This is a genomic window from Bacillus sp. FJAT-49711 (assembly GCF_018343715.1).
GTDB lineage: Bacteria > Bacillota > Bacilli > Bacillales > Bacillaceae_C > Lederbergia.
In genome coordinates, this window is record NZ_JAGYPL010000001.1 from 1,056,703 (window position 1) to 1,083,004 (window position 26,302).

A 26,302-nucleotide genomic window follows, 5' to 3' on the forward strand; every position below is an offset into this window, starting at 1 on the left:
TACCCCTATTTCTTCCTATCTATTTCTTTTCAGATTATATAATTTAATCACATATCAGCCGAAAAGAATAGATACAAAAAAATATTTTTATACATAAAAAAATACCATTTACGATGGCGATTGAAAAAGTCTTTTAATAAGGATTCCACCTAGATAAAATAGGATGTTCTGATTCATTCGAGGGAAACGAGGGACTAGGTTAAAAGTAAAGAAAAGAGGTGCCCCTAAAAAGATTTACTTTTTGGGACACCCTTCATTTTATTATTCATACATCGGAATAGAAGTACCTGGAGATAATTCAGCATTAAGGTAATCGGCGGGATTGCTGCTCATAATGCGAATAACCTTATACATCTGTCCATCTTGTTCTACAATCATCGGTATTCCATTTCTAGTAATTGGAATTTGCCCAGAAAAAACAGCCTCTTTGTCTTGAAAAATCAGTTCGGGAGGAACGATTGTGTGTAGGATCATTGTATCAACCCTTCTTCCATTCTGTCTTTTCCTCTTTCGACTATTAATTCATTTAATTTTCTTAATGCATGCCCGATTCCGCCTACTTCATCAATTAGCCCATACTTTACAGCGTCTGGACCTATAACATTTGTCCCAATATCCCTTGTTAAATTTCCTTTAGCAAACATTAAGTCTTTAAACACTTCTTCGGTGATATCAGAGTTTTTTGTTACAAACTTCACTACTCGTTCCTGCATCTTATCCATATACTCAAAGGACTGTGGTACTCCTATAACGAGCCCTGTTAATCTAATCGGGTGTATTGTCATCGTTGCTGTTTCAGCAATAAATGAATATGAGCAAGAAACAGCTATTGGAACGCCAATCGAATGCCCACCTCCTAAGACTATTGAAACTGTTGGCTTAGATAATGTAGAAATCATTTCGGAAATAGCTAGTCCCGCCTCCACATCTCCCCCAACTGTATTCAGAACAACAAGAAGCCCCTCAATTTTTGGATTTTGTTCAATTGCCACTAGTTGTGGGATAATATGCTCGTATTTCGTCGTTTTATTTTGTGGAGGTAATTGCATATGTCCTTCAATCTGACCAATAATCGTTAAACAATGAACATTAGTATCTTGTGACAATTGGGGCACAGACGTTTGTCCAAGCTGCTGAATTTTCTCTATAATGCCTTCTGGTTTTCCTTCTTTTGTTTCATTTGAATCATCTTCGATGTCAGTTTTAGACATGTTATGATTTCGCATAATGGCCTCCTACATCTGAATAAGATATCCATAGTATGAGCTGCCCGGCACTTTTCATTCCAAAAAAAAGAAGCAATCCAAAACTTGGACTGCATTCCTTTATCTACAATTATATTTCCATAATAATTGGCAGGATCATCGGTCTTCTTTTCGTTTTTTCGTATAAAAAATAATTGAGGCGATCACGTATATCTTGCTTAAAACTAGACCAATCGAATGAGTTTCCTGCGATTGCCTCCTCAGCAATCGAACGAACGATATCACTCGCTTCTTCAAGCAATTGTTCTGATTCCCTAACGTAAACAAATCCGCGAGAAATAATTTCTGGACCTGATGCTATTTTTTTCTGTTTCTTATTAATCGTCACTACAATCGTAAATATTCCATCTTGTGATAGGAGCTTGCGGTCACGAAGAACGATATTTCCAACATCTCCCACTCCGCTTCCATCTATTAAAATATTTCCAGCAGGAACACGGTTTCCCGTCGTCATTTTTCCATCCTTGTATTCTATCACTTCGCCATTTCCCGAAATAAATATTTGGTCTTTTCTTAGACCAACCTCTTGCGCCACTTTTGCGTGAGAAAAGAGCATTCTATACTCGCCTTGAATTGGAATAAAATATTTAGGCTTCATTAAGTTTAACATTAATTTTAAATCTTCCTGACTTCCATGACCAGAAACATGGACTTTACGATTAGCGGAACTCACAACTGCTCCAGCACGATATAGCATGTCCATTGTTTTGTACAGACTAGTCTCAAGTCCAGCAGATGGAGTTGCTGTAATTAAAACAGTATCGCCTTTTTTTATGTTAATTTGTTTATGATTACCTCTAGCCATTTTTTGAAGGACCTCAATTGGCTCCCCCATGATTCCAGTTGATATGATAGCAATTTGCTGATCTTCATATTTTCCGACGTCTTGGATAGGGATAATTAATTCTGGATCTGCAACCGATATAAAACCTAATTTAAGGGCAATTTCAAAACTTTTCTCGATACTTTTTCCAACTACAGTTACTTTTCTTCCATTTTCATATGCAGCATCAAGGGCTTGTTGAATTCTAATAAAATTTGAAGCGAAACAAGCTACAATCATACGGCCTGGCGCTGTATGAAAAGCATTGGAAATTTCACGCGCAGTGACTGATTCGGATGTTGTGAATCCAGGATGCTCTGCTTCAGTACTGTCTGATAAAAGACAAAGTACGCCCGAATCCCCAATGCTCGCCATTTTACCAATTTCCGATTGATACAATCCTGTTGCCGCCTGATCAAATTTAAAATCACCTGTGTGCACAATTTTCCCTTCAGATGTATGAATACAAACACCCAATGAATCTGGGATACTGTGAGTCGTATGGAAAAAGGTTACAGAGGCATAGTCAAAGTTTATTTTTGAATTCGATCTTACAGTATGAAATTGCACTTCCGATTTCATGTTATGCTCTTTCATTTTTTCTTTAGCTAAGGCAACTGTTAATTTTGATCCATATACAGGAGCTTTTATTTTCCGAAATATATAAGGTAATGCTCCAATTGCATCTTCATGTCCATGAGTTAAAAATATGGCTTTAATCCGATCTTTTTGTTCTTCTAACCATGAAATATCTGGAATGACGATGTCTATTCCAAGCATTTCAGTTTCCGGGAACATGAGTCCAGCATCGATAATAAAAATATCCGAATCTACTTCGATAACATACATGTTCTTCCCAATCTCACCCACCCCTCCAAGTGGAATAATTCTTATGACTTCATTTTTCTTTTTTGTCAAATCTAGTTCCTCCTATTATTTATTCCCGATCTACATCAGTCAGTCTCATTATACTTGAATATGCATCTTTAACACAATAAAGAAGCTGATTCCGAAATGGGAACCAGCTTCTTGTTTCGAAAAAGTTCTATCTATTTTATTTCATCAATTAAATTAGCTAAAACGAATCTTTCTTGTTCTGTAAGTGGGATTAATGGAAGCCTAACTGAACCTACATCAAATCCTGTCATTTGGAGAGCAGTCTTTACTGGCGTTGGACTTGGTGCAGTAAATAGCCCGCGCATTAATGGCAGTAAACGCCTATGCATAAAAGCAGCTTCTTGATGATTCCCTGCTTCAAACAATCGAATCATTTCCTGTAATTCTGGACCAATAATGTGGCTAGCCACCGATACAACCCCATAACCACCAATAGCCATTACAGGCAGCGCCAAGCTATCATCACCGCTATAAAGAAGGAAATCATCATCAGTACTAGAAATAATATCAGCCATTGCATTCAGATCTCCACTTGCTTCTTTAGCAGCTACAATATTATCAACTTTAGAAAGTTCAATCATCGTTTCCGGAGCAATATTCACAGAAGATCTACCTGGTATATTATAAATCATGACAGGCAAGGAAGTAGATCTGGCTATGGAAACGAAGTGTTGATACAATCCACTTTGACTCGGTTTATTATAGTAAGGTGCAACTAACATAATTGCATCCACACCTATTTCTTCAGCTTTTTTAGTCAGCTCAATAGATGCGTACGTGTTGTTGCTCCCCGTACCAGCTATTACAGGAACCTTTCCATCTGCTGCATGCAAAATATGTCTAAATAAGGCTAATTTTTCTTCAGTTGACAAAGTCGGAGATTCTCCTGTCGTTCCTGAAACGACTAAGGAATCCGAACCATTATTAATCAAATGGTTGACGAGCTTTGATGTTTTTTGGAAATCAATATTCCCTTTACTGTCAAATGGTGTAACCATTGCAGTTGAAACTCGGCCAAAACGGACCATTTATATAGCACCTCAAATCTTATCGATCATATTCCAAAATATCATAATGTAATTCAAATGTATCATGTAATGCATTGACGGCCAATTCTAAATCGTTTCCGTCAACCAAAACCCAAATCGTTGTATGACTGTCAGCAGATTGTAGGATTCTGATGTCTTTTTCAGATAGCGCAGTAACAATTTTGGATGTTACACCTGGAACCCCGGCAATCCCAGCCCCAACAACCGAAACTTTCGCACAGTTTCTAATGACAGATGGCTCATATCCTATACTTTCTAATATAGCAATTGCTTTCTCAATAGTAGAATCGGGAACAGTATAGACGACCCCGCTTGGAGAAATATTAATAAAATCAACGCTAATGTTTTCGTTTGCCATTGCTTTAAAAACTTCCGATTGAAGATTGTATTGATCTTTTCCCGCAGTCACTTTTATTTGTGAAACATTAGGTACATAGGCAATTCCAGTTACAAGTCTCTCTTTAATATCCGCTGTTGCGTTTTCTTTAGTGAAGGTTGTAACTAAAGTTCCGGGCGAGTTTGTATAAGTTGATCTTATTCTAATCGGAATTTTAGCCTGCATTGCAATTTCTACCGCACGGGGATGGATGACTTTCGCTCCTTGGTATGCCATATTACATACTTCATTATAAGTTACAACAGATAAAGGGCGAGCTTTTTTGACAATGCGCGGATCAGCTGTCATCATTCCATCAACATCAGTAAAAATATCAATCCACTCAGCTTTAAGGGCGGCCCCAAGTGCCGCAGCAGACGTATCACTTCCACCTCTGCCGATTGTTGTAATATCTCCGTTTTTAGCGGCTCCTTGAAAACCCGCTACTACGATCACATCATGCGATTCCAATTCAGTTAATAATCTATTGCATTTCATTTCTAAGATTTTTGCATTTGTATGATCATTGTTAGTGACAAATCCAGCCTGAGATCCAGTCATTGATATTGCATTAATACCTTTTCCTAATAATTCTTGAGTGAATACAACACTGGAAATGGTCTCTCCGCAGGCTAGCAGAACATCTTGCTCTCTTTGAGTCAATAATGTTTTTTCGCCTCCGATTAATGACAGTAACGTATCTGTGGCATATGGAGAACCTTTTCTTCCAATTGCCGAAACAACGACAACAACCTTATATCCTTCATCAATCGCCTTCTTAATATGCGCTCCCGCTTGTTGTCTTGTTTCTATGCCTTGAACGGAGGTTCCTCCAAATTTTTGAACAATGATTTTCATGCTCCCACCCGATTAGAAACTAAGCCTAATTTAATTAAGCTTTCAGCAATTTGAATCGTGTTAAGAGCAGCACCTTTTAACAAATTATCTGAAACAATCCACAAATGGAAACCTGTATCCTCATCTAAGTCTTTACGAATTCTTCCAACAAAAACGTCATCTTTTCCAACTGCCATAGCAGGCATTGGATATACTTGTTTCTCCGGTTCATCTTCAAGGGTAATTCCAGGCGCCTTTGCAAGTAATTGTTTAATATCCTCCACTTTTACATTCTTTGAGTCTAGTTCTATATAGACAGATTCAGAATGTCCGGTTTCAACAGGAAGGCGTACACATGTTGCAGCTACCTTTAATTCAGGCATTCCCATAATTTTTTTTGTTTCATTTATCATCTTCATTTCTTCAAATGTAAATCCATTTTCAGTGAATTTGTCAATTTGTGGAATAACATTGAAGGCAATTTGATAATGCTTATCCATACTGCTTACCGGTAAAACTGCAGGTTTTACATCTTTTTTATTTATAATAGCATTTGTTTGTTCATTAAGTTCATTGATTGCTGCAGAACCCGCACCGGAAACTGCTTGATACGTGGATACAACAACCTTATTTAATCCATAAGCTGCCTTGATAGGTTCGAGCGCAGCCACCATTTGAATTGTGGAACAATTTGGATTCGCTATGATTCCATTATGTTCATGAAGAACATCTTCATTAACCTCAGGAACAACAAGCGGGACTTCAGGATTCATTCTAAAGGCACTCGTATTATCAATGACAATTGCCCCACGTTTCACTGCTTCAGGTGCAAATTTTTCTGATATACTTCCACCTGCACTAAAAAGAGCAATTTCAACACCTTCAAATGATTCAGGAACCGCTTCTTCTACTGTAATAACTTCATTATTAAACGTAATTTCTTTACCAGCAGAGCGGGCGGATGAAAGTAAAGTTAATTTCCGGATTGGAAAATTTCTTTTCTCCAAAGTTTTGATGATTTGTTGACCAACTGCACCGGTAGCACCCATTACTGCTACATGAAAACCGTCTTTATTTGACATTTATAGAACCCCTTCCAGCCAAAGAAAGTCAATCTTTGTTGTTTTATAATTACATTCATTTATACTATCATATTATCACATAAAGCTTTGCTACCGGTATAAATTTATTAAAAAAGGCTATGAAAAGAAATCAGGTAAAGTTTTCCCCTACCTGATCTACTGTTTTATTCTTTGCCATGTTCCCTAATGACAGGCTGCAATTGATAACCGTCTATTGCTGCTTCAACAGCTTCGGAGAGGTATTCCATTTTTGCAACCATCGATGTAGGTTTATTTACGGGATCATCCTGCCCAAAGGGGATGAAATATATATTTTTAGCAGACATTAGTTTCATTAGATTCATTCCATTTAACCCAAGTGCATCATTTGTAGAAATTCCTAACACGACAGGATTTCGATTCCTTAATGTCGCTTTTGCGGCCATTAGGACTGGGCTATCTGTCAAGGCGTTGGCAAATTTGCTCATTGAATTCCCTGTTAAAGGTGCAATTACCATACAATCTAGAGGCATCTTTGGTCCTAGTGGCTCAGCATCGACGATCGAATCAATTACTTTACGCCCAGTGATTTCTTCAATTTTCCCTACCCAATCTTCTCCGTCGCCAAATTTTGTATTTGTATTCTTTAATGTAAATGTGACGACCGGGATAACCTCTGCTCCTTGCTCCATTAATCTTTCAATTTCTGGGACAACAGCATCATAAGTGCAATGGGATCCAGTCATTCCAAAACCTATTCTTTTTCCCGCTAAACTCATTATGAATTCTCCTTCCGTTTTTCGAGATCATCAGCAAGAAGCTGAGATAGTACATTGGCCAAAATTTGCCCAGCTGTTTTTGGCGCTACAATTCCGGGCAACCCAGGTGCAAGCAATGCCTTGATTCCGCGTTTTTCAGCATATCGGAAATCTGTACCACCAGGTTTAGATGCCAAGTCAATAATCAAAGTATTCGTAGGCATATTGGCGATGACACCCGCATTTAATATCATATTTGGTACTGTATTAATACATATATCAAGGTCTTTAACCTCATTTTTCAGTTCGTTAAAATGAAAAGGCTGCATGCCCATTTCAGTAATTCTTGCTAAATCAGCACTCTTTCTAGCTCCCACTTTTACTTTTGCTCCGAGTAGAGCGAAGGTTCTGGCGACGCTCATACCGACCCGTCCAAGTCCAAGAACCGCTATGGATGATTGATGAATAGTAATATCAGTGTTTTGAATGGCCATCATGATAGTTCCCTCTACTGTTGGTATAGAGTTGTAAATGGCTACGTCATCCCGTTCAAATAGCTGCACTAAAGTCCTTTTTGAAAGATTCGATATTTGATCTAGATAGCTATTGCTTATGCCGGAGTATATTTTACAGTAAGAAGGCGTATTATTAAGAATTTGTTCTGTCAAAATAACTTTTTCACTAGAAAATATCGTTTCAATTTCTCCTTCAAGGCTCGTTCCAGGGACAGGAAGAATAATGGCATCTAAAATAGAAAAATCAACATCTTTTATTTTTTCTTTAACCGCTCCTGTAAAAGATTGAGCCAATTGTTCGAAACCAATTAAATATAATTTCGCATCCAGTTCCGTGAGTTTTCGAATGATTTCCAATTGCCTTGCATCCCCACCTAATACGGCTATGTGCATATCAGTCAACATCACATTTCTTCACCTTCTTTGTTATTGCTTAGGAAGTTATAAATAAGAAATTTTGTGGATAGCTTTCTAGGAAATAGTTTACTTCTAGCTCTTGCTCTCAGCGACTAGCAAACTTTTGGTTACTTTCGATGATAAGTCCGACATTTAGCTCGCCTTTTATGTCCATCTTCTAGTGCCAGCCCACGAGGACATAAACCAATCTTAATAAAAATCAAAAGTTGTTTTTGCATCATATTATTTGCTTGATGGGATTCATGGAATGTGTGTAAGAAAGTCGCTGCGACGTATTAGTACAGGAATTACGACATGGTTCTTCCTCAATCCCATTAGCATTCCCTCTCCCGGGCTCCTCCCGCTTTTCTTGGCTCACCATGTTTCCTCTCATCTGTCAGAACCTTTAAAAAGTTTGTAGAACGCTAAACAGGCGCTAAAGCTTTTGTTATGCATGTAGAACAACACCGCACCATTATTGTATGTAGGATAAATTCCCCTGTGCATGAACACAGAAATGAGAAAAAAAAATAAGGCGATATCATCGCCTTTTAATGTCTATTTATTTTCTGGGACTTCAAGAATGATCATATCCGTCCCGATTGTTCTAATATAATGCCAAGGCACTTTAATTTCATTTGCACCTTTTTTCATCCCCATCCATTTTCCTGATGGGATGATCAAATGATTTATTTCCCCTGTTTTTGAATTGATCTCCAAATCCGTTTGTCCAAGTACTCCTAACCGTTGAGCCTTTTTGTAATCTACAATTTCTTTACCTCCCAATTCACTAAGGCGCATAATTCCCCTCCTAAAACTAGCCGTTATTAATCATATATAAGTTGCCTGTACGCATTTTAGAATCAAAAAAACCCTTATCTTTTTCGACAAGGGTTAGTGAAGTCTTGCTGGTATCCGATTATCAGGACTAATTAACGCAATTGTGTAATTATCTGTGAAAATTTGATTTGCTATTTTATTTACACTTTCTTCGGTTACTTGATCAATCTCGTCAATCATTTCATCCAGTGTTCTATGTTTTCCTAAAAGCAATTCATTTTTACCATTTCTGCTCATTCTGCTATTTGTACTTTCCAAACTAAGCATTAAATTACCTTTTAATTGTTCTTTACTATTATGCAATTCTTTTGATGTAATGCCATCTCGCTTTAATAAATCAAGAGTTGAATGAATTGTACTATATAGCTCATCCATTTGATTTGCTCCGGTTCCTCCATAAATGGTAACTAATCCGCTATCCTTAAATGAAGAATGATATGAAAATACGGAATAAGCTAATCCTTTTTCTTCACGAACTTCTTGAAATAGTCTTGAAGACATGCTGCCACCGAATATGTTATTCATCACGATTAAATCGTAAATATCCTTATGACCTATTGGCAATCCTTTAAATCCTATACATAAATGGGCTTGTTCAGTATCCTTTTGTCTTGAATATTTATTAGCATAAAATGTAGGATTAGATTCAAAAACTTGTTTCTTTCCTCTTTCAAAAGATCCGAAATATCGTTCAATAATATGAATGAAATCTTCCTTTACATTACCTGCTATGGAAATCACAACATTTTCAGGGGTATACATGTCGTGAATATACTCTCTAAGTAATTCACTCGTAAATGTCTCTAGTGTTTCTTCCGTACCAAGGATTGGGAACCCAAGAGGATGTGTTTCAAATGCAGCTTTGCTTAATAAATCATGAACGATATCATCTGGCGTATCTTCGTACATTTTAATTTCTTCTAATACAACATTTTTTTCTTTATTTAACTCGTCTCTATCAAAGGTGGAATTAAAAAACATATCTGCTAAAGTATCTAAAGCATATGATGCATGGTTATCAAGTACTTTTGCATAATAGCAAGTATATTCTTTTGATGTAAAAGCATTCACTTGACCCCCAATAGAATCAAAAGATTCGGCGATCTCCCTTGCGGTCCTAGTTTCAGTACCTTTGAAATACATATGTTCTAAAAAATGAGAGATACCGTTATTACGTTGATTTTCGTCACGTGAACCTGTACCAATCCAAATTCCTATCGCTACCGATCGTACGGTTGGAATCGTTTCTAGGACAACTCTTACTCCATTTTGGCATATATATTTTTTCATCAATGCAATTCCTCCTAACATGGTGCAAAAACATGCCAAGCGACCATAATCAAATAGGCTTATGGATTCTTTTTATCTTGTTCCATGTTTTGTGGCCCATACAATTTTATAATTCTTTCTTCATCCATTAGTTTGGAAACAGTTCCTATTCTAAGATTTCGAGATTTAATTTCTGTGATCAATGTTTGTAAAGCTTCGTCGGTAGGTTTTGTAGGATGCATTAATATCATGGCACCTGGGTGTACCTTTGATGTAACCCGTTCGATTAAAACAGCTGTCTGCGGTTTTTGCCAATCAATTGTATCAACCGTCCACAATACAGTCCCTAGCTGAAGTGAATGAGCAATGTCTATTGTTTCTTTTCGAAAAGCTCCAGCAGGAGGGCCAAACCAAGTTACTTTTTTTCCAATAGTTGCTTCAATGATTTCATTTGTTTTCGTAAGCTCTTCTCTCGTCTCAGCTGCGCTTAATAGCTGCATATTCGGGTGGCTGTACGAATGATTCCCAATTTCATGTCCACCATCTGCAATCATTTTCGTCAAATCGGGATTTTCCTTCGCCCACCTTCCTTCCAAGAAGAAAGTGGCGTGCACTTTATTTTTTTTAAGAGTAGCCAGCATAGATGGGAGAAATTCATTTCCCCAAGCAACATTTATTAAAAAACTGACCATTGGTTTTTCGGGATGGCCCCTATATATTGGAGAGGGCGATAAATCCGATAGATGCACTTCTGGTGGGATTTGAACGAAAACTAGTTTCTTCTCATCATACTTTTTATCTTTTTTCATGTTTTGATAAGATGCTTCGATATCTACCTTTATCCCATTATAGCCAGGCATTGCTTTCCAGACTCGATCTATTTTAGCATTTTGAGGTTCAATTTGATAATAATCTGCAGCTTTTACGATTAAATTATATAATTCTCCATTTTGTTTACTTACAAAAGTACTATCTCCTTGTAACTGTTTTAAGTATTTATTCGTATAAGGATTAAATATGGCAGATAATGATAGAATAGCAATCAGACTAAAGGCTATCAAGTTTTTTGAACTAAGCATGTCCTTACCTCCTTCATTTTAAAATATGAATGAGGAGGATTCGTTAGACCAATAGAAAAGCGAAAGCGCCCTGCTTATCGACGTAAAGGCCTAGATGAAGCGACTGTTTCTCTCGAAAGTTCTTCTTCGGGCCAAGATTTGTATAAAGGAATACCAGGGGATTGGAGAGTGTAAGGCTCATAGCAACTGGAGCTATACAAGACGAGCTGATGCTGACTATACAAAAGAAAAGGGCAAGACGTTTGCTAGCGGTTAGTACGCGCTATATCTAGACAATAACAACATTCTGAAAAAAATAAAGCCAAGTTGCCTTGGCTTTGATTTTTATTATTCCTTATTTTGTTGTTCTTTTTGCTCTTTTAAGACAGCTTTTCTTGAGATGTTCACTCTGCCTTGGTTATCGATTTCGATTACTTTTACAAGAATTTCATCACCTATGGATACAACATCTTCCACTTTGTTCACTCGCTCCTCAGCAAGTTGTGAAATATGAACCAATCCATCTTTACCAGGGAATAATTCAACGAAAGCACCAAATTTTTCTATGCGTTTTACTTTCCCTAAATAAATCTGCCCAATTTCCACTTCTCGAACCAGATCTTCAATGATTTTCTTCGCTTTCACATTCATCTCTTCATTCGCAGAAGCAATAAATACTTTACCATCTTGTTCAATGTCGATTTTTACGCCGGTTTCTTCGATAATTTTATTGATTTGTTTACCGCTTGGACCAATGACATCTCTAATTTTATCTGGATTAATTTGTAAAGTAAGAATTTTAGGAGCATATTCAGAAAGTTGTTTTCTTGGTTCTTTAATGGTTTCCATCATGGAATCCAATATGTGAATACGTCCGTGTTTCGCTTGCATTAATGCTTCCTCAAGAATTTCACGTGATAGCCCATCGATTTTAATATCCATTTGCAGCGCTGTTACACCTTTTGCTGTACCAGCTACTTTAAAGTCCATGTCTCCAAGATGATCTTCCATACCTTGAATGTCTGTTAATACAGTATAATGTTCACCTGATTTAACAAGACCCATTGCAATTCCTGCTACTGGAGCTTTAATAGGGACACCCGCATCCATCATCGCAAGCGTGCTCGCACATATACTTGCTTGTGAGGTTGATCCATTCGATTCCAAAACTTCCGACACAAGACGAATCGTATATGGAAAATCGGCTTCATTCGGTATGACAGGCTCTAATGCACGTTCGCCGAGCGCACCATGTCCAATTTCACGTCGACCCGGCCCACGGATAGGACCCGTTTCACCAACACTAAAATGAGGAAAATTATAATGATGCATAAAACGTTTGGATTCTTCTATTCCAAGTCCATCTAATATTTGTACATCCCCAAGAGCTCCTAATGTACAAATACTTAATGCTTGTGTTTGTCCACGAGTAAACAAACCTGAACCATGTGTTCTCGCTAAAAGTCTGATTTCCGATGAAAGAGGGCGAATTTCGTCCGGCTTTCTTCCATCTGGACGTACTTTTTCCACTGTAATTAAACGACGTACTTCTTCTTTTACAAGATCACTTAAAATTTGTTTCACTTGTTTAACTGTAGCGTCTTCTATATTTTCACGTTCAGAAAAGTCTGCAATCACTTTATCTTTAACAGATTGAATTGCTTCTTCACGGGCATGTTTTTCTTCTACTTGAATTGCTTGAATAAGATCTTTTTCACATATATTACGTACTTCTTGATCTAGATCAGCGTCTACCTCATAAAGCACTACTTCTCTTTTGGCCTTTCCAACTTCCTTTACAATTTCTTCTTGGAATTGAATGAGCTTTTTAATTTCCTCATGACCAAACATGATCGCTTCCAGCATGATTTCTTCAGTTACTTCATCGGCACCTGCTTCAACCATATTGATAGCATCTTTCGTTCCTGCAACAGTTAAATTAATATCACTGTTCTCCATTTGTTCTACTGTAGGATTAATAACGAAATGACCATCAATTCTACCTACTACTACCCCAGCAATCGGACCTTCAAAAGGAATATCAGATACACTCAGTGCAAGTGAAGACCCAAACATTGCCGCCATTTCAGAAGAACAATTTTGATCGACACTCATAACGATACTGACAACTTGGACTTCATTTCTGAAACCATCTGCGAAAAGTGGACGGATTGGACGATCAATTAATCGACTTGCTAAAATAGCTTTTTCACTTGGACGTCCTTCCCTTTTAATGAATCCACCAGGAATTTTTCCTACTGCATATAATCTTTCTTCGTAATTAACGGTTAAAGGGAAAAAGTCCACCGCTTTTGCTTCTTTAGATGCTGTGGCAGAACTTAAGACTGCAGTATCCCCATATCGAATTAATGCAGCCCCACTAGCTTGCTTCGCTAATTGGCCAATTTCAACTGTCAGCGGTCTTCCCGCCCAATCGATACTAAATGTTTTTTTTATTTGTTCCATGCATTCTTTCCTCACTTTCATACGATTGAATCGTCTGTCAAATATATTGCGGACTAGCAACATAAGAAAAGTTTTTGTCATTAGTTGGAATCAGAGTGCAGACCGATTACTGAACATTAGACATGGGCGCGAACAAAAGCGGAAGTCGCCTGGTCAGCCCCGACAAGCAAATGTTCTGAGGCAAAAAAGTCCGTTTTTTGACTTTTATTGACTCAGGTTATTTGACCTCGAGGGGCTGGCGACTGCAGCTGGACGAAAATGAACCATTTCGTACACATGTCCAATGTTCAGTTCTGCCACGTATTACATGACAGTCCTAAGCAGTATTGCCTCGGTTAGCAGCAATGAATCCCTAATGAAACCACTTTCTAAATACCTAATAAAAAAGCGGGAAAAAATCCCGCTTTTTAAAGGCTATACGGATATTATCTACGTAAGCCTAGGCTGTTAATTAATTCACGATAACGCTGCACATCTTTGTTGCGAAGATACGTTAAAAGGTTACGGCGTCGCCCTACCATTTTAAGCAATCCACGACGTGAATGATGATCTTTTTTATGCATGCGAAGATGATCGTTCAATTTGTTGATTTCTTCTGTTAAAACAGCAATTTGAACTTCCGGAGATCCGGTATCATTTTCATGAATCTTATATTGGTTGATGATTTCATTTTTACGTTCTTGAGAAATCGCCATCCTGTTCACCTCCTATTTTCTATCCCCAGTTACCTAGCAAACGTTGGTGAGTCGCCTTGCCAAGCAAAGGTTCTTGATACTGTATTAGAATACATCTTTCCTAGACAAAAATCAAGTTTATTTGTCCAACCCATCAAAGTATTCGATTGTCGTTTGTACATCTTTCGAAATTTGTAATATTAGTTCTTCAATTCCATTGAATTTTTTTTCATTCCTCAAGTAAATATGCCACTCAACCTGTACTTCTTCTCCATAAATCGTTTCGTCAAAATCTAATATATGTACTTCGATAGAAAGCATAGTTTCACCCGGTGCTTTAAATGTAGGATTATATCCTACACTACAAACACCATTATACCACCTTCCTGCAACATGGAAGCGTACAGCATAAATTCCTATTTTCGGAATGAGATAATCATTTTCTAATTGAATATTGGCGGTTGGGAATCCCAATTCTCGTCCACGCTTTTCCCCGTGAACAACTGTCCCTTTTGTAACAAAAAATCTTCCTAATAAATCTTTCGCTTGGATCATTTCGCCAGCATGTATAAGCTCTCTTATTTTAGTGGAGCTAACTTTCTCATTATCTTCTTCCAATTTTGCAACAGTCGTGACGTCGAAATTTCCTTTTCCATGTTGTGATAATGTTTCCATCGTACCTTTTCCAAATTTTCCGTACGTATAGTCAAAACCTGCCACAACATGCTTAACATTTAGATTAATTAGGTATTCCTTAACAAAAGCTTCAGGTTCTAAACTTGAAAATGCAGAGGTAAAACGAACAACAAATAAAAAATCTATTCCAAGGGAAGAAATTAAATCAATTTTATCTTCCAACGGGGTAATATATTGGACAGTCTTTCTTTTTTTACCTAATACGACTGAGGGATGAGGATCAAATGTCATGACAGCACTTTTCACTTCATTTTCATCCGCGATATGCTGTGCTGTTGAAATAACCTTTTGATGTCCTTTATGTACGCCATCAAAAAAACCTAATGCTAATGCCAGCGGCGGGAAATCATTTTGACTAAATTGATGTGGATGATTGATCATCATTACTTTCAATTTTTTCACCTACTCATTTCTTAAAACTTTCACTGGTTTAATCAGTGTTTCATTCTCAGGATGAATTTGATAAATTGCATAGGCCACTCCATTGAATGCCATTACAACCTGTCCTTCAGGCCAATTATTTGGCTTAGGGAGGACTGCGCCATTTTTTATCTTCATTACTAAATTACTATCTAATGGAAAAAAGGACAAGTGAGAAATCCCTGTTTCTAATGGATAAATATTATGTATGACTTCTCCATTTTGTACAAGCTCTTCCAATTGCTCAAATGTAATACAATCACTTGCTGTTATTGAAGCAGAAGCTGTCCTCGTTAACAAAGACATATGCGCTGGATATCCTAGTTCTTCCCCAATCATGACAGCTAATGTTCGTATATACGTACCTTTGCTGCAATGGACGCGAAAACGAAAAGAAGCATACCCATCCTTCTCTTCTTTCGATTCATCTAGCAATTTTATATCATAAATATGCACATTCCTTGAAGGGCGGTCAATCGTTATTCCTGCACGGGCATATTCATATAGCCGCTTTCCTTTAACCTTTACAGCAGAAAACATTGGAGGCGTCTGCTTGATTATCCCTTTAAAAGATTGCAGTACAGTTTCTATATCCTCCATACTTATATTTCGGTCTACTTTTTTTTCTTCAACGATCTCACCAGAAGAATCTTCGGTCGTTGTTGAATAGCCAAGAGTGACTTCTCCTTCATATACTTTACCGGCATCCGTAATGTACTCGGCAATTTTAGTTGCTCTTCCCAAACAAATAGGTAAAACGCCGTCCACATCTGGATCGAGTGTGCCAGTATGTCCAACCTTTTTCATTTTTAAAATTTTTCGTACTTTAAAGACACAATCATGGGAAGTCATTCCTTTTGGTTTCCACAAAGGCAATATACCATCCATGAAATATTCATCTCCTTTCCACGATGAAAAAGCCGTCCCATTAGAGGTGCAAAGACCATTCACGAGTATCTATAAGTGAATGGAACAAAGCATATATGGGAACGGCCTTAAGTTATGCTGCTAGTCATCTTTTATTTGTTTCAATAATGATTCAATTCTATTTCCATAACCAATGGATTCATCGAATTCAAAAGAGATTTCCGGAGTTTTACGAAGACGGATTCTTTGACCAATTTCTGATCGGATGAATCCTTTTGCTTTAGCAAGTCCTTTTAATGTATTAACTTTTTGCTCTTCATCCCCAAGAACGGAAATATAAACAGTGGCCTGTTGTAGATCCCCCGTAACATGTACGTCAGTTATTGTAACAAAACCAATACGAGGATCTTTAATTTTTCTACTGATTATTTCACCAAGCTCTTTTTTCATCTGTTCTCCAACACGATTGGCACGTAAACTCATAACTAACACCTCTCATTACAGCCATTCAAAAGTTGTGCTTACTCTTTCCCACTCAGGAAATGAATCCAGAAAACTAAGGGCATGATTTAGTTCTCTCTCAGCGGCCTGTCTTGAAGATGATACACTAGTCATCGCAACTGTTGTTAACTGCCATGAATCTTGATGATCAACTTCAGCAGCTGAAACGTTGAACTTTTGTCTAAGTCTCGTCAAGGTCCGCTGTAGGACTGCCCTTTTTTCTTTTAATGAATGGGAATGAAAAATCATGTATTCACATTCGACGAAGCCTATCAAGGACGCTCAATTTCTTCCATTAAGTATGCCTCAATAATGTCTTCTTCCTTTACATCATTAAAGTTCTTAATAGTAATACCACACTCATATCCTTGGCTAACTTCTTTTACATCATCTTTATATCGTTTAAGATCATCAATGACACCTTCATAAATGACGATACCATTTCTGATAAGACGTACACCGCTATCACGTGTAATTTTCCCATCTGTTACATATGATCCTGCAATCGTACCGATCTTTGAAACTTTAAATGTTTGACGGACTTCTGCCTGACCAATAATTTTTTCCTCAAACTCTGGATCAAGCATTCCTTTCATCGCTGCTTCAATTTCTTCAATTGCTTTATATATAACGCGATGGAGACGAACTTCAACACTTTCAGATTCCGCTGCACGTTTCGCGTTCACATCTGGTCGAACGTTAAATCCAATTACAATTGCATTAGAAGCCGCAGCTAGTGTGATATCTGATTCATTGATGGCACCTACTGCTGTGTGAATGATTTTAATATTAACACCTTCGACATTAATTTGCCTTAATGCTGCAGCTAGTGCCTCTACTGAACCTTGCACATCTGCCTTTACGATTACATTTAAATCCTTCATTTCGCCTTGTTTCATTTGTTCAAATAAAGTGTCAAGGCTAACTCGTGAACTTTCATTTCTTGAAGCGAGCAATGCCTCTTGTGCACGAACCTCTCCAATTTGGCGAGCGGTTTTTTCGTCATCAAATACAACAAATCTATCCCCAGCTTGAGGTACATCGTTTAAGCCTGTTATTTCTACAGGAGTCGATGGCGCTGCTTCCTTAACTCTTCTTCCGACATCATTGACCATTGCTCGGACTCGACCATACGTACTGCCTACTACAATTGGGTCGCCAATTTTCAACGTACCATTTTGTACGAGCAAGGTAGCAACAGATCCGCGCCCTTTATCAAGCTGTGCTTCAATAACAGTTCCGATTGCATTTCGGTTTGGGTTAGCTTTAAATTCTTCAACTTCACTTACGAGTAAAACCATCTCAAGCAAGCTGTCGATTCCTTCTCCTTTAAGTGCAGAAATCGGAACAAATATCGTATCTCCGCCCCAATCTTCAGGAACTAAACCATGCTCAGTCAATTCCTGCATAACGCGATCAGGATTGGCTGTTGGTTTATCCATTTTATTGACAGCAACAATAATTGGTACTTCCGCTGCTTTTGCGTGATTAATGGCTTCAATTGTTTGTGGCATAACCCCATCATCTGCAGCAACGACAAGAATAGTAATATCAGTTACCTTAGCACCGCGAGCACGCATTGTCGTAAAGGCCGCGTGTCCAGGTGTATCAAGGAAAGTTATTTTTTTACCATTGGCAACGATTTGATACGCCCCAATATGTTGCGTGATGCCCCCAGCTTCTCCAGCTGTTACCTTAGTGTTGCGAAGGGAATCCAATAAAGTTGTTTTTCCGTGGTCAACATGACCCATTATCGTAACAACTGAAGGACGTTCAGTTAAGTTTTCCTCATTATCTTCTGTAAAATACACTTCAAGGTCTGTAGTATCTATTTGAATTTCTTCTTCAACCTCTACTCCGTAATCTGTACAGATTAATTCAATTGCATCCTTATCCAATTCCTGATTAATGGTTGCAATAACTCCTAAAAGGAATAACTTTTTGATAAGTTCAGATGGCTCACGATGGAGTTTCTTCGCTAATTCTCCAACTGTAAGAGATCCGCTGAACGTAATCTTTTCAGGGAGTTCTTTTTGCTTTTGAGGTGCTGGCTGATGTTGCTGCGGCTTTTGCCTTTGCTTTGTGTTTTTATTATTCACACTGCCTTTGCGATTCTTATTGAAACCTTTGTTGCCGCCTTTTTGCTGTTGATTTTTATTCTGATTATTTCCCGTACTATTTTTCATATTAAAATTATTTTGCCCCATCTCATTATTACGTTTAGTTCCATTTCCAGCTGGTCTATGGTTAGGCGCCGTTTTGGCATGATTGTTTTCAGAGCGGCTTTGCTGCTCATTCGTATTTTTAGATTGTGTAGCTTTATGATCTTTCGCCTGTGGACTTCTCGGTTGGTTATTGCGAGATTTCTGTCCATGTTCACCATTTGGTTGGACTTTACGCTGTGGATTTGATTTTGTTGCATTGTTTTTGCTTGGTGTTTCTTTGCTGCTATAAATAGAATCTAGTTTACGGGAAGTTGCTTCATCGATCATAGACATATGATTGGAAACTTCTATATTCAAACTTTTCAGTTTTGAAATTACTTCTTTACTAGATGTGTTTTGTTTTTTTGCGTATTCATATACACGTAATTTACTCATAGGTTCACCCCCGTTTTATTCATCGAGCATTGAAGTAAGCTTTTTTGCAAAGCCATCTTCTAGAATTGCTACTACTACTCTTTCGTCCTTCCCAATAGCATGACCTAGTTTTTCTCTTGATTCTACAAATCGAAAAGGAACATCGTAATAAGTGCATTTATCCTGAATTTTTTTTGAAGTATTAGAAGAGGCATCTTTGGAAATTAATACAAGCTTAGCCCTTCCATTTTTGATTTCCTTTACGACCAATTCTTCTCCAGAAATAATTTTTCTTGCTCGATTTGCCAATCCAAGCAGTGACATCCATTTTTCCTGTTTCATTTTATTGAGGCTTGCTTTCTTTATCAAGTAATGCAATGAGTTCTTCGTATACAGAATCATCCACTTCAGCATTTAACTGGCTAGCAAAGATGTTTTTCTTTTTCGCCGCTACTATAGCTTCACGGTCTAAAGAGACATAAGCACCTCTGCCAGGTTTTTTACCTGTTATATCGACAGATACTTCTCCATCCTTAGAACGGACAATTCTAATCATTTCTTTTTTAGGTTTCATTTCACCCGTAGCTAAACATTTTCTCATTGGTATTTTTTTTCGAACTGCCAAATTAATTCACCCCTATTCGATTTCTTCATCATTTAAATCGAATGTGTCACTTGATTCATCTTCATCAAAAAAGAGAAGGGCCTCTTCGCGTGGATAAATTCCTTGAGCACGAGCATCAGTTTCACTTTTTATATCAATTTTCCAACCTGTTAACTTCGCTGCAAGTCTAGCGTTTTGTCCTCGTTTACCGATTGCTAATGACAATTGATAATCCGGTACGATAACAGTCGTTGCTTTTTCTTCCTCATGAATTTCCACGTCTAATACTTTTGAAGGACTCAATGCATTTGCTACGAAAACGATTGGATCGGAAGACCATTCTACAATATCAATCTTTTCACCTTTTAATTCATTAACAATTGCTTGAACGCGAGAACCTTTTGGCCCTACACAAGAACCTACTGGATCCACTTCAGGATTATCAGTACTTACAGATATTTTGGAACGATCTCCAGCTTCGCGGGCTACCGATTTAATTTCTACAGTACCGTCATAAATCTCAGGAACTTCAATTTCAAATAATCTTTTAAGCAAGCCAGGATGCGTCCGAGAAACATATATTTGTGGACCTTTTGTCGTCTTTTCAACCTTGGTAATATAGACCTTAATACGATCATGCGGTCTGTATGTTTCATTCTGCATTTGCTCACTTTGCGGCAGTAAGGCTTCAATTTTCCCAAGGCTGACATAAATAAATCTTGGATCTTGCCTCTGTACAATTCCTGTCATAATATCATCTTCTCTGTCAATAAATTCCGAGTAGATAATACCTCTCTCTGCTTCGCGGACACGTTGTGTTACAACTTGTTTCGCCGTTTGTGCTGCTATTCTTCCGAAATCTTTCGGAGTTACTTCCAACTCAACGATATCACCAGTGTCATATGCAGGATTAATATTTTTTGCCTGATCAAGAGATATTTCAAGTCTTGAATCAAACACTTCATTAACGATTTCCTTGCGGGCAAACACTCGCATTGTGCCTGTTGCCAAATTCAAATCAACACGAACATTTTGTGCTTGATTAAAATTTCGCTTATAAGCTGAAACAAGAGCCGCTTCAATTGCTTCAATCAATACGTCACGACTTATTCCTTTTTCTCTTTCCAGAATAATGAGAGCATCCAATAGTTCCGAGCTCATTTTAACGGTCATCCCCTTTATTTCGTCTCTTTTACCTTTGTTAAAAAACTATGGCCAATCTAGCTTTTGCAACTTTTTCATATGGAATTTCAATCGTTTTTACCCGTGTTTTAATTTTCACTTCAAGTGTTATGATTCCTTCATTAAAATGAATCAGCTTACCTTCGAATGTTTTTTCACCATCAATAGGCTCGTATGTTTTAATATGAATGTTTTTACCAATTGAAGATTCAAAATCAGTCTCTTTTTTTAAGGGACGTTCGGCACCTGGTGAAGATACTTCTAAAAAATAGTTATGAGGAATTGGATCCACTTCATCTAGTATTGCGCTTAATCTTTCGCTTACTATACCGCATTCTTCAATATCCACACCATGTTCCTTGTCAATAAAGATTCGGAGAAACCAATTTTTTCCTTCTTTAACATATTCAGTATCAACAAGGTCGAGTTTCATATCTTCTAAAATGGGAGTTACGAGTTCTTCAACGATTTCAGTAACTTTACTCATAATGACCTCCATGATGAGAGTTTCAATAGTGTTTTCAAGTTAATTTTGTGTCTGGCTCTTACGATTTGTCTAGCTTCCGCTATTCTTTTGAACAATACGAAAGAGTGGGGGGCGCCCACTCTTTTGTCAACAGAGAGTTATTCACAGTATTTCCATTAAAAATATACCATATCCATCATTTTTATGCAAATTAGAAGAGCGGAAGCGCCTAGGTAGCCCCGACAAGCAAATGTTCTGAAGCAAAAAAAGTCTGCTCTTTGACTTTTATTGCTTCAGGTTATTTGACCTCGAGGGGCTAGGCGTTGCAGCTCGACTTTGAAAAAAGAAACTCATCTAAAACAGTGATAGCTGATTTTGTTCAGGCAGTGACTCAAGACATCCATGCTTATCCAAGTATTCAATAATTGTTTTAGAAACTTTACCTCTCTGCTGCAAGTCCTCTTTTGATAAGAATTCACCATTTTCCCGGGCCTTGACGATATTCAATGCCGCATTTGTTCCTAGTCCGGGTATCGAATTGAATGGAGGTATTAATGAATCTCCATCAATGATAAACTTTGTCGCGCTAGAACGATAAAGATCGACACGTTGAAATTTAAAATTCCTTTCACACATTTCAAGTGCAAGCTCTAATACTGTCAGCAAGCTTTTTTCCTTCGGCGAGGCGTCTAGACCTTTTATATTTATTTCTTCAATTTTCGCACGGATCGTTTGTGATCCTCTTACCATTGCTTCTAGATCAAAATCTTCTGCCCTTACCGTAAAATAAGCCGCGTAATAATAAAGTGGATGATGCACTTTAAAGTAAGCAATTCTCACAGCCATTAATACATAAGCAGCTGCATGAGCTTTAGGAAACATATACTTTATTTTTTTACATGAGTCAATATACCATTCGGGAACATTGTTTTTCCTCATATCATCTTCCCATTCAGGAGCAAGGCCCTTCCCTTTACGAACTGATTCCATTATTTTAAATGCAAGTGATGGTTCAAGTCCTTGGTAGATCAAATAAACCATAATGTCGTCACGACAGCCAATTACTTCAGGCAATGTACATATTTTATTGTGAATTAGTTCCTGAGCGTTTCCAAGCCATACATCTGTACCGTGAGATAATCCTGAGATTTGTACCAATTCCGAAAATGTAGTTGGTTTTGTATCTTCTAACATCTGACGGACAAACCGGGTTCCGAATTCTGGTATTCCCAACGTCCCAGTTTTACACATTATTTGCTCTTCTGTAACACCAAGTGACTCCGTCCCGCTAAAAATCTTCATTACCTCAGGATCGTCGGTAGGGATCGTTTTTGGATCAATACCGCTTAAATCCTGAAGCATTCTGATAACTGTCGGATCATCATGTCCAAGAATATCAAGTTTTAGTAAATTATCATGGATAGAATGAAAATCAAAATGAGTCGTTTTCCATTCTGAATCACTATCATCCGCAGGGAATTGAATTGGGCTGAAATCAAAAATTTCCATATCATCTGGTACTACAATAATTCCACCTGGATGCTGGCCAGTTGTCCTTTTAACACCTGTACAGCCTTGAACTAATCGATCAACTTCAGCATTTCTCAAATGAAGGTTGTTATCTTGGGCATACCCTTTTACATAACCAAAAGCTGTTTTTTCTGCTACAGTACCAATTGTTCCTGCCCGATAAACATAATCTTCTCCGAATAGAACTTTTGTATAATTATGTGCATGAGGCTGATATTCTCCAGAAAAGTTAAGATCAATATCTGGTACTTTATCACCTTTGAAACCAAGAAATGTTTCAAACGGGATATCGTGACCATCTTTTTTGTATACAGTATCACATTTTGGACAATCTTTATCCGGTAAATCAAATCCAGAACCAACGGATCCATCATCAAAAAACTCAGAGTGCTTGCAATTAGGGCATACATAATGTGGCGGCATTGGATTTACTTCAGTAATTTCAGTCATCGTAGCTACAAATGAAGATCCGACCGATCCTCGAGAACCAACTAAATAGCCATCATCCAAAGATTTTTTAACGAGCTTATGAGAAATCAGATATATAACGGCAAAACCATGGCCGATAATGCTTTTCAATTCTTTCTCTAGTCTTGCTTCTATTATTTCTGGAAGCGGGTCGCCGTAGATGCTTCTAGCCATTTCATAGCTCATCGTCCGTATCTCTTCTTCAGCACCTTCAATTTTAGGTGTATAAAGATCATCTTTAATCGGTTTGATCTCTTCAATCATATCGGCGATAGCATTGGAATTTTCTACAACTATTTTCATCGCTTGTTCTTTTCCTAAAAAAGCAAATTCAGAAAGCATTTCATTTGTCGTTCTAAAATGAACATCAGGTAATTCATGTCTATTTAACGGATTTGCCCCACCTTGAGAGTTAATCAAAATTTTACGATAAATTTTATCTTCTTCATTTAAATAATGTACATTACCAGTTGCAGCAACAGGTAAATTTAGTTTCTCACCCATATCTACTATATTCCTAATAATATCTTCTAAATCTTTTTCATCTCTAACAAGTTCCATTTCTATTAAAGGGGCATAAACAGGTTTCGGATGAACTTCAAGATAATCGTAAAATGCTGCTGCCTTCTCAGCTTCGGCTCGCCCTTTTTGCATCATTGCTTCAAAGACTTCTCCTTTATCGCAGCCAGATCCTACAAGAATGCCTTCTCGATATTTTTCTAGAAGTGATTTTGGAATTCGTGGAACTCGATAAAAGTAGTTTAAGTGAGAAATAGATACAAGTTTAAATAGGTTTTTTAGGCCAATCTCATTTTTAGCAAGCAACGTACAATGGCTCGGTCTTGCACGTTTATATGCATCACCCTTACCCATATAGTCATTCAACTGATCATGATATTCTATCCCTTTTTCCCCGGCATCCTTTAACATTTTTAAAAACAAATAACCGGTAGCCTCGGCATCATATATTGCCCTATGATGCTGAGTCAATTCAATATCGAACTTTTTGGCAAGTGTGTTTAAACGATGATTTTTAAATTCAGGATATAAAAACCTGGCAAGTTCTAACGTATCTATAACGGGGTTTTTTGATTTGCCAATACCGATTCTCTGGAATCCTGTATTTAAAAAGCCCATATCAAAGGTAGCATTATGTGCAACATATATGGCATCTTCCGACCATTCGTAAAATTTCTGCAGCATTTCTTCTACTTCGGGAGCATCATTCACCATATCATCAGTAATTCCAGTCAATTCAATCGTAGTCGCAGAAAGAGGATGATGTGGATTCGCAAAGCTTTCAAATTTATCAATCACTTCTCCATTTCGAATTTTAACTGCAGCAAGCTCTATAATTGTATCGTAAATGGCTGAAAGACCCGTTGTTTCCACGTCAAAAACAATATATTCAGCATCTTCCAGTAAACGATGAACACTATTATAGGCAATCGGAACACCATCATTAATTAAGTTCGCTTCTAAGCCGTATAGAATTTTAATCTCATTTTTTTTGCCTGCACTGAAGGCTTCAGGAAAAGATTGCACAATTGCATGATCCGTTATCGCAATGGCTTTATGTCCCCATTTTTTCGCTTGTCCAACATAACTGGAAATTGAAGTTACAGCATCCATTTGACTCATTGGAGAATGAAGATGCAATTCAACACGCTTATTCCCTTCTTCAGCTAAATCACGGCGCATTTTTGGTTTTACTTCGTTTATATCGTGAGCCATCATGACCAAATCGCGAACAAACGTATCATTTTGTACGCTCCCTCTCACTTTGGCCCACATTCCCTTTTTAACCATCTTTAACATTTCCGCGTCTTCTTTATCTCTTGAAAACATTTTAATTAAAATCGAATCCGTATAATCTGTCATTTTAAACGTTAATAATGAGCGTCCGCTTCTAAGCTCTCTCACTTCAGCATCAAAAATAAAGCCTTCTACTGTGATTCTTCTTTCCTCGTCAATAATTTCCTCAAGTCTCTTAATTTCTTCATCATTTTTAATTGATATACCAATTGTAAGAGGACCAGCCTGAGTCCCATTATTTTGGTCTTTTTCTGAATCAGTTCGCTGCATTTCAACTACTGCTTGTCTTGCCCTTTCCTCATCTTCTTTTCGGTTAGCCTCAATGATTTTCTGTACTTCCTCTGATTGTTGCTCGTCGCTAACCTCAGCATCAAATTGGAGTAAAGGAAAGCCGAAACTTTTATAAATATCAAGAATCAAACTGCCGTATTTTGTTTTCAATGTCTCTGCTTCTGTATGATTCCGGGTGCGAATAATAATTTTATTTCTGATAATTTTAGGAGTTTGTTCATTTAATAAGGTTAGCAGCATAGGAGATATACCATCTATTTCCTTTATACACCCATTCCAATAATCTAGTATAAGTTGTTCCGATGGAGTCGAATCCTTTGTTTCAACTCCAAAACTTATAGAAGCAATATGTTGAAAAGATTTTTGAAGATGATTAGAAAATGTAGAAAACACATTATGCGGAATGATTTTTTCAAATAAGAAGGAAAAATGCCATTGTTTCTTAATTCGATCAATTGTCAGCTTAGAAATTTCCGCATTATATAAATATTGTGCAAATGCATCTTCAGTTAAATTAAGTTGTTGAAGAAGCAACTGAAATCTCTCTTTTTTATCGACGGAATTCATTGCCTCAGCCCTCCATGAAGGAAGGTACCTTA

23 protein-coding genes are annotated in these 26,302 nt (G+C 37.5%); all 23 read right to left on the reverse strand.

Features of this window, described 5'->3' with window-relative positions; genetic code table 11:
• Positions 1 to 261 precede the first annotated feature (261 nt).
• The 23 genes from KHA96_RS05095 to KHA96_RS05205 all read right to left on the reverse strand — a co-directional run bounded on the left by KHA96_RS05095 (position 262) and on the right by KHA96_RS05205 (position 26,270).
• Complete coding sequence (locus tag KHA96_RS05095) at positions 262 to 474, reverse strand: YlzJ-like family protein (protein WP_213128184.1); 213 nt, start codon at positions 472 to 474, stop codon at positions 262 to 264.
• A complete protein-coding gene (locus KHA96_RS05100; protein ID WP_481748207.1) occupies positions 471 to 1,226 on the reverse strand; it encodes a ClpP family protease in 756 nt (251 codons plus the stop codon). Before KHA96_RS05100 ends, KHA96_RS05095 begins: the two co-directional genes overlap by 4 nt.
• 109 nt (positions 1,227 to 1,335) lie before the next feature.
• Complete coding sequence (locus tag KHA96_RS05105; RefSeq protein ID WP_213128185.1) at positions 1,336 to 3,006, reverse strand: ribonuclease J; 1,671 nt, start codon at positions 3,004 to 3,006, stop codon at positions 1,336 to 1,338.
• Between the two features lie 131 nt (positions 3,007 to 3,137).
• The gene (gene dapA, locus KHA96_RS05110; protein ID WP_213128186.1) at positions 3,138 to 4,013 is read right to left on the reverse strand and encodes a 4-hydroxy-tetrahydrodipicolinate synthase; all 876 of its coding nucleotides are present in this window, start codon (positions 4,011 to 4,013) and stop codon (positions 3,138 to 3,140) included.
• A 19-nt stretch (positions 4,014 to 4,032) separates the two neighbouring features.
• Positions 4,033 to 5,268 carry an aspartate kinase gene (dapG, locus tag KHA96_RS05115; RefSeq protein ID WP_213128187.1) on the reverse strand — a complete coding sequence of 412 codons (1,236 nt, stop codon included), beginning with the start codon at positions 5,266 to 5,268 and terminating at the stop codon, positions 4,033 to 4,035.
• Positions 5,265 to 6,329 (reverse strand): aspartate-semialdehyde dehydrogenase, encoded by a 1,065-nt coding sequence (gene asd, locus KHA96_RS05120; protein WP_213128188.1) that lies wholly within the window; start codon positions 6,327 to 6,329, stop codon positions 5,265 to 5,267. Before asd ends, dapG begins: the two co-directional genes overlap by 4 nt.
• 164 nt (positions 6,330 to 6,493) lie before the next feature.
• Complete coding sequence (gene dpaB, locus KHA96_RS05125; RefSeq protein WP_213128189.1) at positions 6,494 to 7,087, reverse strand: dipicolinate synthase subunit B; 594 nt, start codon at positions 7,085 to 7,087, stop codon at positions 6,494 to 6,496.
• Positions 7,087 to 7,986: a dipicolinic acid synthetase subunit A gene (dpaA, locus tag KHA96_RS05130; protein ID WP_213128190.1), complete on the reverse strand. Its 900-nt coding sequence runs from the start codon at positions 7,984 to 7,986 to the stop codon at positions 7,087 to 7,089. The genes dpaB and dpaA overlap by 1 nt, the downstream gene beginning before the upstream one ends.
• Before the next feature lie 549 nt (positions 7,987 to 8,535).
• Positions 8,536 to 8,778 carry a YlmC/YmxH family sporulation protein gene (locus KHA96_RS05135; RefSeq protein WP_213128191.1) on the reverse strand — a complete coding sequence of 81 codons (243 nt, stop codon included), beginning with the start codon at positions 8,776 to 8,778 and terminating at the stop codon, positions 8,536 to 8,538.
• Between the two features lie 93 nt (positions 8,779 to 8,871).
• Complete coding sequence (locus KHA96_RS05140) at positions 8,872 to 10,110, reverse strand: M16 family metallopeptidase (RefSeq protein ID WP_213128192.1); 1,239 nt, start codon at positions 10,108 to 10,110, stop codon at positions 8,872 to 8,874.
• 56 nt (positions 10,111 to 10,166) lie between these two features.
• Positions 10,167 to 11,165, reverse strand: a complete 999-nt coding sequence (locus KHA96_RS05145) for a polysaccharide deacetylase family protein (protein ID WP_213128193.1) — start codon at positions 11,163 to 11,165, stop codon at positions 10,167 to 10,169.
• A 327-nt stretch (positions 11,166 to 11,492) separates the two neighbouring features.
• Entirely contained in the window at positions 11,493 to 13,610 is a 2,118-nt protein-coding gene (gene pnp / locus KHA96_RS05150) for a polyribonucleotide nucleotidyltransferase (protein ID WP_213128194.1), read from the reverse strand.
• Positions 13,611 to 14,035: 425 nt separating this feature from the next.
• On the reverse strand, positions 14,036 to 14,305 hold the full coding sequence (rpsO, locus tag KHA96_RS05155) for a 30S ribosomal protein S15 (RefSeq protein WP_213128195.1): 270 nt from the start codon (positions 14,303 to 14,305) through the stop codon (positions 14,036 to 14,038).
• A 117-nt stretch (positions 14,306 to 14,422) separates the two neighbouring features.
• Positions 14,423 to 15,364 carry a bifunctional riboflavin kinase/FAD synthetase gene (gene ribF / locus KHA96_RS05160; protein WP_213128690.1) on the reverse strand — a complete coding sequence of 314 codons (942 nt, stop codon included), beginning with the start codon at positions 15,362 to 15,364 and terminating at the stop codon, positions 14,423 to 14,425.
• Positions 15,365 to 15,382: 18 nt separating this feature from the next.
• On the reverse strand, positions 15,383 to 16,288 hold the full coding sequence (gene truB, locus KHA96_RS05165) for a tRNA pseudouridine(55) synthase TruB (RefSeq protein WP_213128196.1): 906 nt from the start codon (positions 16,286 to 16,288) through the stop codon (positions 15,383 to 15,385).
• 120 nt (positions 16,289 to 16,408) lie between these two features.
• Complete coding sequence (gene rbfA / locus KHA96_RS05170) at positions 16,409 to 16,750, reverse strand: 30S ribosome-binding factor RbfA (RefSeq protein WP_213128197.1); 342 nt, start codon at positions 16,748 to 16,750, stop codon at positions 16,409 to 16,411.
• A 15-nt stretch (positions 16,751 to 16,765) separates the two neighbouring features.
• Positions 16,766 to 17,044, reverse strand: a complete 279-nt coding sequence (locus KHA96_RS05175) for a DUF503 domain-containing protein (RefSeq protein WP_213128198.1) — start codon at positions 17,042 to 17,044, stop codon at positions 16,766 to 16,768.
• Entirely contained in the window at positions 17,041 to 19,368 is a 2,328-nt protein-coding gene (gene infB / locus KHA96_RS05180) for a translation initiation factor IF-2 (protein ID WP_213128199.1), read from the reverse strand. The genes KHA96_RS05175 and infB overlap by 4 nt, the downstream gene beginning before the upstream one ends.
• Positions 19,369 to 19,383: 15 nt before the next feature.
• A complete protein-coding gene (locus tag KHA96_RS05185; protein WP_213128200.1) occupies positions 19,384 to 19,689 on the reverse strand; it encodes a YlxQ family RNA-binding protein in 306 nt (101 codons plus the stop codon).
• 1 nt (position 19,690) lies between these two features.
• Positions 19,691 to 19,972, reverse strand: a complete 282-nt coding sequence (gene rnpM / locus KHA96_RS05190; protein ID WP_213128201.1) for an RNase P modulator RnpM — start codon at positions 19,970 to 19,972, stop codon at positions 19,691 to 19,693.
• Positions 19,973 to 19,984: 12 nt separating this feature from the next.
• A complete protein-coding gene (gene nusA, locus KHA96_RS05195) occupies positions 19,985 to 21,112 on the reverse strand; it encodes a transcription termination factor NusA (RefSeq protein ID WP_213128202.1) in 1,128 nt (375 codons plus the stop codon).
• Between the two features lie 40 nt (positions 21,113 to 21,152).
• The gene (gene rimP, locus KHA96_RS05200) at positions 21,153 to 21,620 is read right to left on the reverse strand and encodes a ribosome maturation factor RimP (protein ID WP_213128203.1); all 468 of its coding nucleotides are present in this window, start codon (positions 21,618 to 21,620) and stop codon (positions 21,153 to 21,155) included.
• Positions 21,621 to 21,953: 333 nt separating this feature from the next.
• Complete coding sequence (locus tag KHA96_RS05205) at positions 21,954 to 26,270, reverse strand: PolC-type DNA polymerase III (RefSeq protein WP_213128204.1); 4,317 nt, start codon at positions 26,268 to 26,270, stop codon at positions 21,954 to 21,956.
• Positions 26,271 to 26,302: the final 32 nt, after the last annotated feature.

Excerpts from the sequence above, each read along its gene's own strand:
- KHA96_RS05095 (WP_213128184.1), bottom strand. The coding sequence starts at position 474 with ATGATCCTACACACAATCGTTCCTCCCGAACTGATTTTTCAAGACAAA.
- KHA96_RS05100 (WP_481748207.1), bottom strand. The coding sequence starts at position 1,226 with ATGCGAAATCATAACATGTCTAAAACTGACATCGAAGATGATTCAAAT.
- dapA (WP_213128186.1), bottom strand. The coding sequence starts at position 4,013 with ATGGTCCGTTTTGGCCGAGTTTCAACTGCAATGGTTACACCATTTGAC.
- dapG (WP_213128187.1), bottom strand. The coding sequence starts at position 5,268 with ATGAAAATCATTGTTCAAAAATTTGGAGGAACCTCCGTTCAAGGCATA.
- asd (WP_213128188.1), bottom strand. The coding sequence starts at position 6,329 with ATGTCAAATAAAGACGGTTTTCATGTAGCAGTAATGGGTGCTACCGGT.
- dpaB (WP_213128189.1), bottom strand. The coding sequence starts at position 7,087 with ATGAGTTTAGCGGGAAAAAGAATAGGTTTTGGAATGACTGGATCCCAT.
- dpaA (WP_213128190.1), bottom strand. The coding sequence starts at position 7,986 with ATGTTGACTGATATGCACATAGCCGTATTAGGTGGGGATGCAAGGCAA.
- KHA96_RS05135 (WP_213128191.1), bottom strand. The coding sequence starts at position 8,778 with ATGCGCCTTAGTGAATTGGGAGGTAAAGAAATTGTAGATTACAAAAAG.
- KHA96_RS05145 (WP_213128193.1), bottom strand. The coding sequence starts at position 11,165 with ATGCTTAGTTCAAAAAACTTGATAGCCTTTAGTCTGATTGCTATTCTA.
- pnp (WP_213128194.1), bottom strand. The coding sequence starts at position 13,610 with ATGGAACAAATAAAAAAAACATTTAGTATCGATTGGGCGGGAAGACCG.
- rpsO (WP_213128195.1), bottom strand. The coding sequence starts at position 14,305 with ATGGCGATTTCTCAAGAACGTAAAAATGAAATCATCAACCAATATAAG.
- ribF (WP_213128690.1), bottom strand. The coding sequence starts at position 15,364 with ATGATGATCAATCATCCACATCAATTTAGTCAAAATGATTTCCCGCCG.
- truB (WP_213128196.1), bottom strand. The coding sequence starts at position 16,288 with ATGGATGGTATATTGCCTTTGTGGAAACCAAAAGGAATGACTTCCCAT.
- rbfA (WP_213128197.1), bottom strand. The coding sequence starts at position 16,750 with ATGAGTTTACGTGCCAATCGTGTTGGAGAACAGATGAAAAAAGAGCTT.
- infB (WP_213128199.1), bottom strand. The coding sequence starts at position 19,368 with ATGAGTAAATTACGTGTATATGAATACGCAAAAAAACAAAACACATCT.
- KHA96_RS05185 (WP_213128200.1), bottom strand. The coding sequence starts at position 19,689 with ATGAAACAGGAAAAATGGATGTCACTGCTTGGATTGGCAAATCGAGCA.
- nusA (WP_213128202.1), bottom strand. The coding sequence starts at position 21,112 with ATGAGCTCGGAACTATTGGATGCTCTCATTATTCTGGAAAGAGAAAAA.
- rimP (WP_213128203.1), bottom strand. The coding sequence starts at position 21,620 with ATGAGTAAAGTTACTGAAATCGTTGAAGAACTCGTAACTCCCATTTTA.
- KHA96_RS05205 (WP_213128204.1), bottom strand. The coding sequence starts at position 26,270 with ATGAATTCCGTCGATAAAAAAGAGAGATTTCAGTTGCTTCTTCAACAA.